Source organism: Flavobacterium aquidurense, assembly GCF_001404985.1.
In the GTDB taxonomy this organism is placed as follows: domain Bacteria; phylum Bacteroidota; class Bacteroidia; order Flavobacteriales; family Flavobacteriaceae; genus Flavobacterium; species Flavobacterium aquidurense_B.
The window spans coordinates 425,380-442,345 of sequence record NZ_JRLF01000012.1 but is presented as its reverse complement, the minus strand read 5'-3'; the positions used below and the strand labels follow the sequence as shown (position 1 = coordinate 442,345).

Sequence of the window (16,966 nt, the reverse complement as noted above, 5' to 3'; positions counted from 1 at the left end):
CCCGATTAAAGGTGCTTCATGAGATTGCATAAGATATGTATATCCTACTGCCATTCATGCACCTGTATTGTAAAACATCCCGAAACGAATCCTGGGGCGTGTAATTCTCTACTATATGAGTTATATTTAAAATCCATTTTATTTTTATTTGTTGTGTTGTATTTATTCTATTGTATGTTTAAATCATTGTTGTTTGAAATTCTATCTTCAGAATTCTTCGACAAAGATATAGTGTAAAATATCAATTATCCAAATCATTTTTAACATTTATTTTACTGATAATCAATTACTTACACTCAAAAAAGAGCATAAGAATTCCTGTCCGCATACTTGAGCAGATTCTTAATTATATCAATTGATTGTATCTCACCAGATTACTTTTCAAGATTATATTTTGCTATTTGATTTAATCATTAAACTTTGGTTTATTATTTTTTTAATTATTTTTAGTCAACTGTTATTTTTTATCATTTTCTGTCTTAATAAGTAATCTAAATTGTCGCACTTCGATTTTTCTCAGTGTGGCAAAAACAAAAAAAGCGCCCCGAAAAGGACGCTTTTTTATATATTTATGTTGAGCTTGTAACTATCATTTACACTTCAATTCATTAAAATACATATCACATCCTGAACCTTTAGCAAGAATAAATCCGGCTAAACGATCGCTATATTGTCTTTCCGACACGGTGATATTTATGTTTTTCATTTCCATTTCAGGAACAAATGTACAATATATTTTAACATTTATATAGCATTAGTGCTGAAATATTTATCAAACAGACCTCAATTTTAACCTAAATTTTCCCTTTAAAAACCGTGTTACCTCTTAATAATTTTATATTTTTGAGAATATACGCACACTTTATTTTTTATCAATACAGTCCCTAAAATAGCATGAAAAAATACCTCAAATACATCGACGGAAACTCTGATAAGTTTTGGCAAATTGAAGTTACAGGATTAGAATATACTGTAACTTATGGAAAAAACGGAACATCAGGAACTTCTCAAATCAAATCATTTGCTACAGACGAAGAATGTCTGAAATCAGCAGAAAAAATACTAGCCGAAAAAGTAAAAAAAGGATACTCAGAAACGGGTGATGTTGCTGTGGCTTCAAAACCCAAAACAGCCAAAAGCGCTAAATCTGATGAAGTTCTGGAAGAATATGAAGCTATTATAAAAGCTAAAAATATAGATTTATTATTGCCTCTTCTTAAAGAAAAATCAAAAGGAAATATTGAGGCTTTAAAAAAGCTGATCAAAAAAAGCAAACGTTATTTTATGACCTACACAGATCTTACAAAAGATCCTGGTTATGTAAAAAAAGACAAACATGATTATGGCTGGGGAACCCGCGGCGATAAAAAACAAAGCGATATTATCACACTTAGCGCCATCGCCTTATTTGATAAAACCGAAATTAATTCCTGGGATGAAGCTTTGAGTTTATTAAACGAACTTGACGAGAAACCTCAGGTTATGGAGATTTTATTGTGGGCAAAACCGAACTGGCTTGATACGTTTATTTTAGATAAAGTAAAAAGACAAGACTGGGTAGGATTTAATTATCATACGCTGCGAAAATTAGAGGAACAGAATTTATTACAATTTAATCCCGAATTATACGCTTTGACTCTTGCCGCAACAAATGAGTGGCGCGCAAAGGTAAAAACACGGGCTTTTATCAATAATTTATTAAAGGATAAACTGGCTTATGAAAGAGATATTCCGGAATTGTTTAATTACGAAACTATTTTGCACAACAGTTACTTTAGAGATAACGACTCGCAAAACTATGATGAATTTCTAACTTGGGCGGTTGTTTATCAATCATTATTGAAAGAGAAAAAGATGGATCGTGCTTTTTTCATCGAAAATGCCATACTTATCCAGACCAAAGAATGGAACAATAACCTGAAGTCATTTTTTAGAAAAAGAATCGAAGAATTTAATCTTACTGCCGATGAACTTATCCTTCATCAGGAAAATATATTCTCTTTTCTACACAATCCGTATCCGCCTATAACGAGTTACGGAATTGAACTGATCAAGAAAATTTACGATCATCCCAAATTCAAAACCAAATCATTTCTGGAATGGCTCGAACCGCTAATGATGCGAAGCGATTGTAAAGCAGCTATTAAAAATGTTTTGCCAATTCTGGAAAAAATCACCAAATCGAATCCTAAACTAAGCGCAAACATCGCATTAATTATTGCAGATATTTATGTCATTGCAGATCTGGCGCTGCAGGAACGTGCTACCAAAATTATTACCAAAATTGCGAACGTAAAAGATAAAGTACTCAAAGAGAAATTATCATCGTATGTAACGCTGATGCAGGGAAATATAAAATCAGGATTGACGCAATTTATAGATGAAGATTCCTTGACAATTGATGATTCTGCACTTGAAGAATATACATTTAATCCTCAAAAAGAGTTATTGCTTACTGAGGAAGTTCAATTGCCAAAGGATTGGAATGATGTTGTTTTTCAGTTTGGAAATTTCATCAATTCAGAAGAAACCGTAGATTCAGAAATTCTATTGAATATCTATATTTCACAAAGAGATTTGTTTCCGGCAGATTATGCTTCGCAATTGCAGCCTTACGAAAAACAATTGCAGAAACATTATTTTGAAGCCGTTCATAAAAATTTTGTGAAAGCATTTTTGCAAAACAAAATAGCAAATATCGATAACAGGTTCAACAGCAAAGTCAACCATTATTCTAAGATTAATACCCTTACTTTAATGCAGTCTTTAATGGAAAAAGTACAGCAAAAAATAGATTCAGGCTCTACTTTGCCCCTGCTTTCTTTACCGAGTCATAAACCATATTGGGTTGCTCCAAAGGTTTTACTGGAAAGAGTTATTGCGTACCAAAATACCAATGAAGAAATTGATTCTGTCGATTTAGCAATTGCAATTGCACGTATGCCGAGAGAAAATGTAGCAGAAGCGATTCCGTTATTAGATAAAATCGAAGGCGAACTCAAACAATTATTATCATTTTGCCTGGGCGTAAATGAAAAAGTCGAATTAGATCCTACGTCTTTATTCTCGAAACTTCTGGCAACAATGGGTAAAACAACCAAAGAAACCGGAAATTTATCGTTATGGGCGGTTGCGGCAAGAACTTTTTATCCGGACAATACTTTCCCTGAATTTGAGAATACGTATCTAAAAGAGATTCCGTTTGTGGTTGCTCCTTTTCAACCTCAACTTAAGTTTAAGGAAAAATGGAACGAATGGACGAATTATCAAACCAAAGAAAAAGAGAGAACGCCGTCGTGGTATGAACTAAGATTCGACTTGCCTAATTATGCTAAAATTCCTAATTATTTGATTTACAGTCTTGATATTTATCAACGATCAAACAGTTGGGATTATTTAATAAATTATGCAGGAAATACCTATTACTGGCACAGTCTTACGCCACAAAACTCAGACGCGCTGGCTTTGACTTTATTACAAAATTGCGGAGTTGCCGATGGTGCAAAACCGGAATTAAAAGGTTTTCTGGACGTAATAAACCGACCAGAATTTAGATTCTCAGACATTAGTTTGTTTTTGTATGCCTGCTGTTTCTTTCAGGAAAAGAAAGATTTACGATTAATGGCATCCGAAGTTTTGATTCAGCTAATCGAAAAACAAGCGATTGAAATTGAGCTTTTTGCCCAGAAAATCGCCTATCTCGCAACCGAAAAATATGGTGTGTTTTTAAGATTGGTCGACGGGTTAATCGCCATCAAGGATGTTTCGTCCTTGCATAATGATGCTTTATTGAAGTTGTTGAACTCATTTTTTTCAACTCTTGATTTAAAAGACAAGTTGCCAACCAACTTCAAGAAAATTATAGAAAACTATCTTGATATTTTAACCAAAACAAATCAGAAACCATCTGCTGAGGCAATTGTTTTCTTTGAGCAATGGAAAGATAACGCATCGCTTAAATCATTGATTAAGCAAATTTTAAAATAAAGAAAATGACAGATCTCGAATATAATTATAAAGGAATTTCGACTTACAGTAAAACCAAAGGCATCAACAATCTGGTTCTGGCGCACCAAACCGAAATTGAAGAAGTCAATAATATCCCTTGTTTTTTCTGGGGAAGTTTGACTGATCCTTACATTACGGCAAAATGCTGGACTACGATTGCCAAAGTGGTTCGTTCCAGTTTTGGACCAATTCCGCCAAGTCTTCGCGATCCTATTGTTTCGGCAGGATCTGAGCGATTGCGTTTCGAAGGATTTTCGTCTTGCAACGGTGTTTATGTGCGACTGGACATGAAACCCGAAGCCATCGACGGAGAATTTATTGCCAACGGAACGACAAATGTCGACTTTAACGACCCGATGCTGAATGCGTTAAACGCTATCCAGAAAAACGAAAAAGTAACACTTGCCGTTGGTCAGCAGGATGTTCAGGTAATTACCAGCAAAGCAAAAGTGACGGAAAAAAAAGTGACTTTGCCCATGCGCTGGATAAAAGGATTAACGAGCGTTCAGTTGTATCTGGCAGATATGGATATTAAGTTTGAATTGAATAAAATTCAGACCATTCAATTGTTTCAAAGTTTACCAAAAGGAGCAGTAAAAGGTGATTTTTTCATAACCAAAAGAGCCGGAAAGTTTATGTTTTCGACTTTAGCAACAGCCGATAGTGTTAGAATTGGCGGTGTACAGCGTTTACGATTATTAGAAGGAATTCTGGCCATTGTAGATAAAATTTTCATTTACGAATCGTCAGACAAACAAACTTGTGCGATAGTGGCTGAGTTTGGAAAAATGCAGCTTCTGATGGCTTTTTCTCCTGATTCGTACCGCGGATTTTCGGGAGAAGGAAATGTACTCGAAACCATGACCGAAAACCTGCCAATAGAATGGGTTTACGGTTTGAACAGTTTACTTAAATCAAACGAAACTTTTGACCCAACAATGCTTTCTATCGAAAATGATATCGATTTTGGCACAATGGACAACCTGACTTCGAATTTATCGTCGATGGGATTATTGGGTTATGATTTAAGCGAAAAGGCGCATTTCTACCGTCGTCTCCCTTTTAAGACTGAACGTATTTTATCGCTAAACCCAAGACTTAAAAATGCAAAAAAACTAATCGATAACGAAGACATCGAAATCGTCGAAAGAAGAGCCAATTATATCGAAGCCAAAGTAAAAGGTTCAGGCGTTTTGCACAAAGTAATAATCGACCACAATTCGCAAAGATGTACTTGCGACTGGTTTACGGCTTATCAGGGCAAAAGAGGAATTTGCAAGCATATTTTGGGAGTTAAGATGATGGTTTCTTAGAAATGATAACTTTTATATAAAAATAAAAATCGCCCTGATGTTGGGGCGATTTTAGACGCAGATTATACGGATTCGCTTTCGCGAAAACGCTGATGTACAAGGATTTTTTTAGATTGTTTTTAATCAATCACACTCAAAATATAAAAAATCGATTTAGGCAAATCATCATAGGTTTTAAGAACAACATAGTACCATTTATTTTCAGTAATATCAACTTCAAACAGATCATTCTTTTTATGGTTTTTAATTGCATCTTCAAATGTTTTGTGCATAACTCCTTCATTAAACCATCCTAAATCACCTTTATTAAAATTACTATCCATAGTATAAATAGTAGCTAATTCTCCAAATGATTTACCTTTTTTGTATAACTTGATAATCTCTTGTCTTTTTTTATTAATAGTTAACTTATTACCATCTAAATAAATATAACTCACTCTCATCGAGACAATAGGTTCCGTTTTTACGATTCTGTATTTATCTATAATATCTTTTTCGAGAAATCTCTTTTTATAATACTCCAGACTATCATTACTAATTTCTAAAGTTGTAATTTCTGCTTTTGGATTTAATTTAATAAAACTCTCAGCTTCTTCAATAGAATTAATTTTTTCCAGATTTTGAGAAGAAGCAACAGTTAAATAAAGAAAGTTAAGCCCAATCAGTAAGTATTTCATCACAATATTATAGTTATTTAATTTTTTTTTCTTTTGATATACTGTTTTCGCTAAGTCGTTTTGCTTGTGCTCTCGCTTTTTCTAAGGTAACAGGAGATTGTTTGGATAGAATTTCCATGCCTAACCTGGCTCTTTCCTGAAATGATATTTTGTAGTCCATTTTTCATGAAGTTTATAATGCAAATATAAAGATTTATAAAGCTATCATTACCTGACAAAAAAAAGCACTTTATTAAAACAAGAAAGAGCAGCATTTCATTCAGACTGATAAACAGAACCTAATATTTAGAAAATATCATAAAAACAACACTATTCTTGATAAGAGAATTTCTCATTATATAAAATGTGCAATGAAAATTGCACATTTTTTTGTTCTACAACAGTTAAGATTAGTTTTATAAATAATTATTTTTAGATTATTTCTTATTATTTTATAAAATTTATATTTAAAAAATTGTTTACTATATTATTTTGTAATATTTTTACCTCAATTTATTTCTTTAAAACAAAGAACAAGTAAGAAATATTTTATTTTACAATAATATCAAATTAGTATAAACCAACAATTTTTATTATGTTTAGAGATAGATTTGGAAAAAATGGAAATCCATTTGATAGTGATGATTTTATGAGTGATAACATCTGGGAAAGAAAAGATGTTATGGGAGGAATGCTGGAAGCCAGAAAAAGTAAAGATCGTTTTGATTCCTTTTCTTCCAGCAATAATTTTTTTGCTGATGGCCCAAATAGAAGAGCTACTGAAGGAGAACTTTATTTTGAGAGTAAAGACAATACCATTTATCGAGGAAACCGCGACGGCAGCTGGACAAAAGCGACACAGCTGAGCGAAGTTGTAGTTAAACATTTAGTACGTGTAGGAATAAAAAGAGATGGTATAAGAGTTTTTGGGTTTGGTGCAGACCCAATTGCAGGAAGCGGAAATATAAAAAACGACAGAGGTTCCGGATCTATTGATACTCCGGGTCATGATTTTAATACTTGTATTGATTTAGGCAATTTATTAGGTAATTTATTTCCTAAATCTTCATTAATGTTTCCGTGGCTTCTGGAATTAGAAATGATATTAAAATACGGAGTTCCTAATAAGCAACCAATGGTTACAAAAAATGCAACTTTATCTGATCCCGATTCAATTAGTATGGAATTATATCGCTATAAAGCTACTGATGCTTTTGGAGTAACTAAATCAGCAATCAACGAGAAAAAATTAAAAGATTCAACAGTACATATATCTCAAAAAGATAAATTAAATCAAATAAATGATAGAGCTCTTCAAAAAGCCACACAAGAACAAGAAGCAAAAAATCTTGAATTTCAAAAACGTCTCGATTATTATAACATAAAAAAATGATGAAAAAATTAGTCTTTTTTTTTACAGCCTTATTTCTAACACTTATTTCTTGCAAAAAAGAGAAAAGGATATTGGAAAGAAGTGATAATTATAAAATAAGTTTTGTTTTTCCTGACACTGTATTTGTAAATGAATTATATGATGGAAAAATAAATTACGAAAATGATTTAGATACAATTGATACTACTTTAAATAACCCCAAAAAATATAGATATATTGATTACTATTTTGTAAAAACAAAAAATGTAAATTATGGTGATAAATATCTAAAAAAAATAATCACTGATACATTTACAGCTGTTCACCACAGAAGTATTCCTTTATATGCTATTCGATTTGATAGTTTAGGTGTTAATTATATTGATGGTATGATAACCGACGAAGTCATGATTGAAAGCGAAATGAAAAATGATAGAGGTCAACCCTTGACTCGAATCATTACTAATGAATTTAGAATTACGAAAAAAGTGTTTGTGATTAAGGATCGTACTCAGAAAGTAATTTTTGATCATGTAGATAATGAAAAATAAAACAATAAAAAGTCTAACCTTTTTCGTGATAACTATATTCGTAGTTCTAGTTTCTTGTAAAAAAGAGAAAAAGATAGTAAACAGAAGCGCCAAGGACAATTATGAAATAAATATTGCTTTTCCAGATACGGTTTTTCTAAATGAGAGATACGACGGGAAAATAAATTACAGAAATAATTTAGATACATTAACCACTGAAATACGCAAGTTACAAAAGAATACTAGATTCCTAGAATTTGCCCTGACTCAAACTAAAGACATTAACTACGAGGACAATCATTTAAAAAAAATAGCAAATGACACATTTGTTGCAACTAGTAATATACTAATCCCTCTATATAATATTAAATTTAATAAGTTAGGTTTGAATTATATTGATGGGATGATAACCGATGAAGTTATGATTGAAAACGGAGCAAAAAATGATAAAGGTGAACCTATGATGAGAATAATTACCAATGAATTTAGAGTTACAAAAAAAGTGTTCGTGATTAAGGATCGTACTCAAAAAGTAATTTTTGATCATGTAGATAATGAACAATAAAAGAATAAAAAGTCTAACCTGTTTCTCGACAATTATATTCTTAATTCTAGTTTCTTGTAAAAAAGAGAAAAAGATAGTAGAAAGAAGTGATAATTATAAAATAAGTTTTGTTTTTCCTGACACTGTATTTATAAATGAGCTATATAATGGAAAAATTAATTATAAAAATAGTTTAGATACTATTACTACAAGTTTCGATGACATTAAAAAAAATAGATATATATACTATTCATATATAAAGAACAAGTCTATAAATTATGATGATTCTTTAAAAAAAATTATAAGGGATACATTCGGTGCCAGAAATAATAAACTTATTCCTTTATATAATATCAAATTCGATAAGTTGGGTTTAAATTACATTGATGGCTTCATAACCGACGAAGTTATGATCGACAACGGAGCAAAAAATGCTAAAGGTGAATCTATGACAAGAATAATTACCAACGAATTTAGAGTTACGAAAAAAGTGTTCGTGATTAAAAACCGTACTAAAAAGTAATTTTGACTTTCAAGAAATGAGCAATAAAACAATAAAAAACCTAACCTGTTTCTTGACAACTATATTCGTACTTCTAGTCTCTTGCAAGCAAGAAAATAAAAAAATTCAAGAAAAAAAATTAGATTCAATTAAACGAGAGCTCTAGAAATAAAACATTAATACAAAAATAAGCGATGAAAAAAAATGCAATCTTATTAATCGTCTTGATGTTGGTAATCTGTTGTAAGAAGAACAATGATAATGATATGGTAAAGAAAAAGTATTTGAAAAGTTCTACTATCTCTGTGGATTTCCCTGATACCGTTATTTTTGGCAGAGGATATGATGGTAAAATAAATTATAAAAATGATTTAGATACAGTAACAACCAAACTACTGGATATTAAAAGATTAAGATTTATTGAATATGGGTTTTTAAAAACTACTACAATAAATTACGATTATAAATATTTAAAAAAAAACTTGATAGATACTTTTACCTCAGAAACTAATAGAACTATCCCTTTATACAATATTTCCTTTGACAAATTAGGAGTAAATTTTATCGACGGTATAATTACTGATCAAGTTAGAATTGATAGCATTATGCTCCGCGATGGTATAATGCAGCCAAGCACAAGAATCATTACCGATGAGTTTAGAGTTACAAAAAAAGTATTCGTGATCAAGAAATAAGTTTTTTTAAGATTGTCAAAATACACCGTTAATAAACAGACTTAACTATACCAGAAACCAATTAAACAAAGAGAAAATTGAAAAAAAATATTTTATTACCAGTATTAATTTGCTTTCTATTTTCTTGCTGTGAGAAAAAAACAGTAATTGAAAATGAATTAAGCAGAATAGGATTTACTAAAGAAAATTATAAGGTAAGAGACACATTTTATTATGAAAATAAAAAAATAAAAACAATACGGTTTTACAAAGCAAAATCAGATTATATTATGGTTGATTTTTACGAATCCGGGAAAAAGAAATCACTTGTCAGTATTAAAAACAAAAATGTAATTTATGATAAAGTGGTCGATTGGTATGAAAACGGAAGACCAAAAGATGTTCGTGAATATGATAGTAATGGAAAGCAAATTGGAGAAAACATAAGTTTTAGAGAGAATGGAAACCTAGAACACGTTTACGATAATAATACAAACGAAGCAACTGATTATTGGATAAATGGAAAACCAAAATTAAAATATATAATAAACGTATCGCAAAGTTATCATTACTTTAATGGAAACTTTATGGAAAAATATGTACAAAAAGTAAAAGGAGAATATTATGTAGAATATTTTAGCGAAAATAAAGATTTGGTATTTTCAGGACTTTATAAAAAAGATATTCTGTTTAAAGACAATGTAAGATATAATGGGAAAATCATTTGCTATTTTAACAATGGGAAAATTTCGCACTTTGAAAATATTGTAAATGGAATCCCAAATGGAAAAATTTATGCATGTTTTGGTAACGGAAATCTAAAATATGAAAGTGAAATAAAAAATGAAAAAGAAATTTATTATAAGGCTTATTATGAAAATGGAAAAGTTTATTTTATTAGGAACAGAACAAAAAACACCTATACAGAATGGGACAAAAAAGGAAACCTAATAAAATAAAAACCACTTATATAGTCTTAGCTTAAAACAACATAAACTGTATTTTATCAGATTGAGCTTGTTTTTTACTGATCTGTATTTTTTTAAAGAATTTTAAATACCTTTGAATTATGAGCACAGCAACTAAACCAAAACATATTGGCAGGAATATTAGCCGAATCAGAGAGCTTCGCGGAATGAAACAAGAAGCGCTTGCAGATGCAATTGGCGTAACTCAGCAAACTGTTTCCAGTCTTGAAGGAAGTGAGGAAGTTGAAACTAAAAGACTTGCAGAGATTGCCAAAATCCTGGGAGTTACCGTAGAAGCTATTGAAAACTTTTCGGAAGAATCTGTTTTTAATTATTTCAATAACTTTTATGATAATAGTGCAAGTAATGGTCAGATAAATGGTCCTAATAATAATTGTACTTTCAATCCTCTTGATAAAGTCGTGGAGCTTTACGAACGTTTGGTTCAGTCTGAAAAAGAAAAGGTTGAGTATTTAGAAAATATTATAAAAGGGAAGTAAGATTCTTGATAATGAGGATTTATTATATATAAAATGCGCAATGAGAATTGCGCATTTTTTTGATGCTATTGCGATTGTTGCTACGAACTAAGTAGATTTTTTATTTTTATTCCAATTCTATCTGCCTGTTTTTAATTGTTATAACTTATCAACATCAATTAAATTATCTCCAAACCATTCTTTAGCAGTCTCAAATATCAAAGCATTTTCCGTTTTATTTATACCGTAATAATATATTGCTAAATCTTCTTTTGCTCTTGTACAACATACATAAAATATCTTTTGCGTTCTTTCTAAAACATTTTCACTTCCTTTTTTTTCAAAAAGATATTTAAAATTGTAATCATTCCATTTTCCATTATCAAGTACAACTAGCACATTATCAAATTCATCTCCTTTAGTTTTATGTTGAGTAGAAAATGGTGTTTTGCCTTCTAAGTAATTGTACAAATTTATAAACTCTGTAAAACCAACTTCTTTAACTTTGTCATAAAGATATTTTTTTTCTATTTTAAACTTATTAAATCTATCATCTTTATTAAGATTTAACAGTCCTGATTCATTAACAAAATCTAGTATATTTTCTATTTTTTCGGTAGATTTTGATTTTAAATCATCAATTATTTTTTTTAATCTATTTTTAAAAGTGATAATACCTTCTCCTTCTTTTTTCTTTAAATCAATTATTTGCAAAAATTCATTGAATTTATTTTCCTCATAAAGATCAATTGAAAATTGAATTTTATACAAAAATTTAATTAATATATCTCTTTTTGAACCTTTTTTACTTTCGTCTTCTTCATTTTGTTTTTTATCATCAATTAAATTGTCTTTATCAAAAAAAAGAGATCTAACCTTTTGGTATTTTTCTTTCTTTATGGTATCATATAAATGAGCAAATCTAGGATCAATACCTTTCTCAATTTCCTTCATAACTTTAATTTGATAAATAAAATCAATATCAATAATTCCCGTTTGTTCTTTAAATTTAAAAATTACAGACCTATCTTCTTGTTTAATAGTATTATTGTCTATTGGTTTTATTTTATCCAATAAATTTTGTGTAGTTAAAGCATGTAATGGATATTTAATTATTAAATTCTCAATAAATTTTTGAACCGTGAAAGATCTCAAACCTAAACTTTTTACTTTACTATCAATATCTGATTTTAATGAAATAACTAAATTATCGACTGTAATCATTTCATCGTGAGAAAAATTAGTAAGCCTTATATACTTCCTAATTGATTGTAAAAATTTCACAATCGGATCTTTATCATAAATTTCGATAAGATTTGGAAATCCAGCCTTTTTTGCTATTAAATTATGTGTAAGATTTAATTCTTTTGTTTCTTTATTGTCTTTAAAATCCCATAAAAAATCCTCTATTAAATTTTGTTTCACAATGTCATTTTTTTCGTCTTGGCTATAATAAAAAATCACTTTTCCCTCTTTTACTTCTCCAGAATTTTTATCCATATTTGGTGCATTCTTGTCATTTGAATGAGTTTGAACTAATCCATCTGTTCGCAATTCATTTGCTAGATCATAAACTCGTTTTGGATTTCTTCTATTCTGAGTTTTTTGCACTTCTCTTACTTTATCATGTTCTCCAATATATTCATCTATATTACCAATTCCACCTTCATAAATAGATTGCATTGCATCTCCAAAAAACCCAACGATGGATTTTTTTTTACTATTTTTTAAATGATGTAAAAATATCTCAATTACTTCTTTTTGGGTATCTTGATATTCATCAATAAAAATAAAGGGAAATTTATCTTTAACTATAGAACATAACTTTATTGAATTTTTAAACATTTTTTCAGCTAATAGAATAACCTCATCGTGTGAAATTATTCCATCCGCTATCCTTAAAAAATTATCATATTTGATTTTTTCTAAATTATCATAATAATCTAGTCCAACTTTCTCATTATTTATCGTACTTATTTTTGAACTACTCTCATTTATTAATTCAATCAAATTTTCCTTTAAATCTTTTTGATAATTACTAATACAATCCCAAAGAAAGTCGTGAATCGTTGTTACATTTAAGTTTTTATGATTAACCCTCTCTTCAATCTCTTTTACAGCGGAATTAGTGTAAGTCATACAAGCAACTTTTACAAAGGGATTCTCTTCAATTATCTGTCTAATAACTTGAACTAAAGAATATGTTTTACCACTCCCCGCACCCCCACTCAACAAAAAATTGTTTCCGTTGTCTATATGTTCAAATATTTTTTGAACCTCTAGTTCTAAATCTGCTCTTTTCGTAACCATAATAATCCTTGTTTTATATATGCAGGAATTTTCCATTCAGTATAATTTTCATCGCTATTTAGAAGAATATCTATAGCAAAGGAACCTTTACTTTCAATACATTTTTCTCCTAAATCATATGCATCCTTTGAAGTATCATAAAATAATTTCATGTTTTTTAATCCATTGAATTTACTTCTATTCTTTTTTATGAAATTAATATTCTCATCAATATTAAAAAATGCATCTTCAAAACTTCGAGGACAATAATCTTTCACATCTTTTATTTGAAAAGCTATCTGTAAAAAACCGTTCTTATTATTTGTCCAAGTTGACTCTTTTAAAAATCTTTTTTCTTCTACAGATTTGGACAATAAATCAGAAAAAAGTAAACTTGGAAAAAAGAAATTTAAAGTAGGATTAGTTGTCTTTTGCCCTTCTATAACTCTACAACTAAAATCAGCTTGTCTATCTATACCATTTTTAGTTTTTTTTATTTCTCCTTTATTATCTCTAATAAAATCTCTTTTTACAGAATCTAAATCTGTTATAACTAAACTTTTTACTTCAATAAAATTTATAAAACGTTCAAAAATATTTGCATAATTTCCAACTTCTACAATTGATATATTTTGCGAAAGTAATTCAAGTTCATCGGCAAGTAACGCTTCTTCCAAATCAAGTTTTTTCATCATTGCAGGTAAAAGGATTCTTTCTGTATCTCCTTCTATAAAAATAGCCTTATCTGCAAAAAACAACTCAGATCTATTTAATGTTAAATATTGTTTTAGGAATCTGTAATTTTTTTCCTCTCCTGCTTTTAAATAGTCTTTCTCTAAGTCTTTAAGATTTTTTGCTTTTATACTATTCTGACTTTCTTTTTTCAAATATTTAATCGCGTTAAAATCTTTACAATTAGAAACAATGTGTGATGAATGTGTTGATATTATATATTGCAGTTTTTTATTTGTACATCCACCCTTTATAATACCTTCTTCTAAAAGTGATTGTATATTAGTAATAAATACATATTGCATTTGTGGGTGCGTATGTGCTTCTGGTTCTTCAATAAATAGTAAATTTATATCTGCCGGTTTTTCATCTTTAGCTCTCTTGAATTCCTGAAGAAGAATTTCAATTTCAAAAATCATACTAATAAGATTCATATAACCTAAACCATTATAAAATTCCGGTAAAGAATTAGACGCATCATGTTCATAAACTACGGTAGTATTTCCTTTAAGCAATTCTCGTCTCTCCAATGAGGAAATTACTTTTATTACAGATTCTCCTTTTTTAATTCCTCCAAATTGTCCAACTTTGTCAACTATCTTCTCAAAAAGAGTTGTATAAACATTGGTAAGAGTTTCGTCTGTTTCAATCAATGTTTCCTTAAATTCTTCTATACTTTTACTGTCTTCTTCATTCTTTTCACTTCTTTCATAAATTTGTGATGTCTGAGAAGAGAGAGTTTTATCCGCCTCTTTATTAGTGACATTTCTTCTCGCACTTATATATTTAAAATTTATAACATTCTTTAAATTTACTTTTGTTGAACTATTATCTAAATCAATAAATTTGTTCTCAAGTATAACTCTACTTGTATAATCGCATGCTATAGACTTTCTTTTGTAACGAAAATATTTATCTTGATATAACTTAAAGAAAATATCAAATCCTTTCTCTTTATATAATTTTCTTTCATTTTCGGGCTTGCCTTTTTCTTTTTTTATAGATTCATTTAATTTTCTTTTCTCATCAATTTTGAAAGCTTTAAAATCAGATCTGAAAATTTGATATTCATTAAAATGCATAGAATAATCATATCCTAAAATCAAATAATTATTATTAGGATCTAAATCCATCATTAATTTTGAAATATTTTCAAAATCATCTTCATCAGAGTAAGAAGCTATTATTCTTAAAGTAATTCCTTGAATATCTTTATTAAAATCTTCTTCACTCAATTCATTTGATGATTCTATCAAATTTTTAATTTCTTCTTTATAAGATAAGTTGAAATCATCAGCCGAAATTTTTTTATTCTCAGATTGATTTATAAACTTATCTAAAGCACTCAATATTGAAGTTTTTCCTGAATTATTTTTTCCCAAGACAAGAGATAAATCCTTCTCTAAATCTAATTTTAAATCTTTTAGGAGTCTAAAATTTCTAATTAATACAGATTCTATTTTCATATTTTTATTTATTTCTTTTTAAACTTAACTATTATTTTCTCCTAAACTTAATCTAAATCAATAGATTGAATTATATCAGATAAAATCGATCAAATATGCAGAAGATTTCTATAGCTTTTTTACGGTTTTCCATAATCAGTATAATTTTTTAATTATTGTTTGTTCTCAAATATATACAAACAAAAAGCCTTTAAACCCAGTACAAACACCTGATTTAAAAGCCAACAAATAAAATCTCTAATAATACCTAAATTCTAAAAAACTCCTTCGCATTCCTCGTAGTTTCCTCCGCAATCACAATACCCGAAACTCCTTTAAACTGCGCAACAGTTGCTGCAACAAAAGGCAGAAAAGCAGGTTCGCAACGGCGTTCGTGGTATTTTTTCAAGAGATTGTTTGGTACATTTTTCGGCAGCATAAACGGCGCATCGGTTTCGATCATCATTCGGTCGAGCGGTACGTATTGAATGACTTCTTTTAAATGCTCAAAACGTTTACTGTCGGATATTGCTCCGGTAAAGCCAAGATAAAATCCGTTATCGAGATAGGTTTTGGCTTCTTGCAAAGTTCCGGTAAAACAATGCACAACGGCTTTTGGCAATTGTGGCAAATAGTCTTTGGTAATACTCATAAACCTTGTAAAAGCAGCTCTTTCGTGCAAAAACAGAGGTTTCCTGACTTCAATCGCTAATTCTAGTTGCGCTTTGTAACAGGTTTCCTGTACATTTCTGGGCGAAAAGTCACGATCAAAATCGAGTCCGCACTCACCTACTGAAACTACGTGTTTCTGCTTTAATAAATTGCGAAGTCTTGCAATGCTTTGAGCATCAAAACTTTTCGCATCATGCGGATGAATCCCCGCTGTGGCATATAATATTCCGGGATATTCTTTTGCCATTTGAGCCGAAGCTTCACTATTTTTCACGCTTGTTCCGGTGAGTATCATTTGCGATACATCAGCATCTAAAGCGTTTTGTACAACATCGTCTATGTCGTTGTGGAATTGTTTATTGGTTAAATTAATTCCTATGTCTATATATGTATTCATTTTTTTCTTTTAAATTACAAAGGCTCAAAGGGACAGAGGGACAAAGGTTTCTTCTCTTTGAGTCTTTTTATTATTTTTTATTCTTTTACTACTTAGGCGCTAGGCGCTAAGTTTATTTCACGCAGATTTAAAAGATTTATGCAGAGGTTCGCAGATTATTTATAAAAATCATTTTAAATCTGCTGGATCTGTTAAATCTGCGTGAAAAATTCTTTAACCACCCCGTTTGTCATCCTGAGGAACGAAGGATCACATCTAATATTCCTCAAAGAGAATCGCTAATCTTTGTAGAGTTTCTTATGTGATCCTTCCTGAGTCGAAATGACATAAAATGAGGATAAACCTTTGTCCCTTTGCAACTCTGAACCTTTGAACCTTCACTTTT

At 29.9% G+C, this 16,966-nt stretch carries 14 protein-coding genes; 9 read left to right on the top strand and 5 right to left on the bottom strand.

Going from position 1 to position 16,966, the window contains the following annotated elements; all coding sequences use genetic code 11:
* Nucleotides 1-894: 894 nt before the first annotated feature.
* The gene (locus tag RC62_RS13720) at nucleotides 895-3,987 is read left to right on the top strand and encodes a DUF6493 family protein (RefSeq protein ID WP_055096069.1); all 3,093 of its coding nucleotides are present in this window, start codon (nucleotides 895-897) and stop codon (nucleotides 3,985-3,987) included.
* Nucleotides 3,988-3,992: 5 nt separating this feature from the next.
* On the top strand, nucleotides 3,993-5,321 hold the full coding sequence (locus RC62_RS13715) for a hypothetical protein (protein WP_055096067.1): 1,329 nt from the start codon (nucleotides 3,993-3,995) through the stop codon (nucleotides 5,319-5,321).
* 119 nt (nucleotides 5,322-5,440) lie between these two features.
* Here the strand turns inward: RC62_RS13715 and RC62_RS13710 are convergent, their stop codons facing one another.
* Together RC62_RS13710 and RC62_RS23005 are read right to left on the bottom strand one after the other, a co-directional pair.
* On the bottom strand, nucleotides 5,441-5,998 hold the full coding sequence (locus tag RC62_RS13710) for a peptidylprolyl isomerase (RefSeq protein ID WP_055096065.1): 558 nt from the start codon (nucleotides 5,996-5,998) through the stop codon (nucleotides 5,441-5,443).
* A 13-nt stretch (nucleotides 5,999-6,011) separates the two neighbouring features.
* Nucleotides 6,012-6,158 (bottom strand): hypothetical protein, encoded by a 147-nt coding sequence (locus RC62_RS23005; protein ID WP_167343861.1) that lies wholly within the window; start codon nucleotides 6,156-6,158, stop codon nucleotides 6,012-6,014.
* Nucleotides 6,159-6,572: 414 nt separating this feature from the next.
* Here RC62_RS23005 and RC62_RS13705 point away from each other — a divergent pair, with 414 nt between their 5' ends.
* The 7 genes from RC62_RS13705 (at nucleotide 6,573) to RC62_RS13675 (ending at nucleotide 11,067) form a co-directional block, all read left to right on the top strand.
* Nucleotides 6,573-7,370, top strand: coding sequence for a hypothetical protein (locus RC62_RS13705; RefSeq protein WP_055096064.1), 798 nt, complete (start codon nucleotides 6,573-6,575; stop codon nucleotides 7,368-7,370).
* Nucleotides 7,367-7,900, top strand: coding sequence for a hypothetical protein (locus tag RC62_RS13700; protein WP_157472525.1), 534 nt, complete (start codon nucleotides 7,367-7,369; stop codon nucleotides 7,898-7,900). Before RC62_RS13705 ends, RC62_RS13700 begins: the two co-directional genes overlap by 4 nt.
* Nucleotides 7,890-8,444, top strand: coding sequence for a hypothetical protein (locus RC62_RS13695; RefSeq protein WP_055096060.1), 555 nt, complete (start codon nucleotides 7,890-7,892; stop codon nucleotides 8,442-8,444). The genes RC62_RS13700 and RC62_RS13695 overlap by 11 nt, the downstream gene beginning before the upstream one ends.
* 346 nt (nucleotides 8,445-8,790) lie before the next feature.
* A complete protein-coding gene (locus RC62_RS22895; protein ID WP_157472522.1) occupies nucleotides 8,791-8,946 on the top strand; it encodes a hypothetical protein in 156 nt (51 codons plus the stop codon).
* Nucleotides 8,947-9,119: 173 nt separating this feature from the next.
* Entirely contained in the window at nucleotides 9,120-9,620 is a 501-nt protein-coding gene (locus tag RC62_RS13685; RefSeq protein ID WP_157472519.1) for a hypothetical protein, read from the top strand.
* Between the two features lie 77 nt (nucleotides 9,621-9,697).
* Nucleotides 9,698-10,558, top strand: coding sequence for a hypothetical protein (locus RC62_RS13680; RefSeq protein ID WP_055096055.1), 861 nt, complete (start codon nucleotides 9,698-9,700; stop codon nucleotides 10,556-10,558).
* A gap of 110 nt (nucleotides 10,559-10,668) precedes the next feature.
* Nucleotides 10,669-11,067 (top strand): helix-turn-helix transcriptional regulator, encoded by a 399-nt coding sequence (locus RC62_RS13675; RefSeq protein ID WP_055096053.1) that lies wholly within the window; start codon nucleotides 10,669-10,671, stop codon nucleotides 11,065-11,067.
* A 138-nt stretch (nucleotides 11,068-11,205) separates the two neighbouring features.
* Here RC62_RS13675 and RC62_RS13670 read toward each other — a convergent pair whose 3' ends face one another.
* The 3 genes from RC62_RS13670 to RC62_RS13660 all read right to left on the bottom strand — a co-directional run bounded on the left by RC62_RS13670 (nucleotide 11,206) and on the right by RC62_RS13660 (nucleotide 16,581).
* Entirely contained in the window at nucleotides 11,206-13,356 is a 2,151-nt protein-coding gene (locus tag RC62_RS13670) for a UvrD-helicase domain-containing protein (protein WP_082421297.1), read from the bottom strand.
* Nucleotides 13,332-15,533: an AAA family ATPase gene (locus RC62_RS13665; protein ID WP_055096051.1), complete on the bottom strand. Its 2,202-nt coding sequence runs from the start codon at nucleotides 15,531-15,533 to the stop codon at nucleotides 13,332-13,334. Before RC62_RS13665 ends, RC62_RS13670 begins: the two co-directional genes overlap by 25 nt.
* A 247-nt stretch (nucleotides 15,534-15,780) precedes the next feature.
* Nucleotides 15,781-16,581, bottom strand: a complete 801-nt coding sequence (locus tag RC62_RS13660) for a TatD family hydrolase (protein ID WP_055096049.1) — start codon at nucleotides 16,579-16,581, stop codon at nucleotides 15,781-15,783.
* Nucleotides 16,582-16,966: the final 385 nt, after the last annotated feature.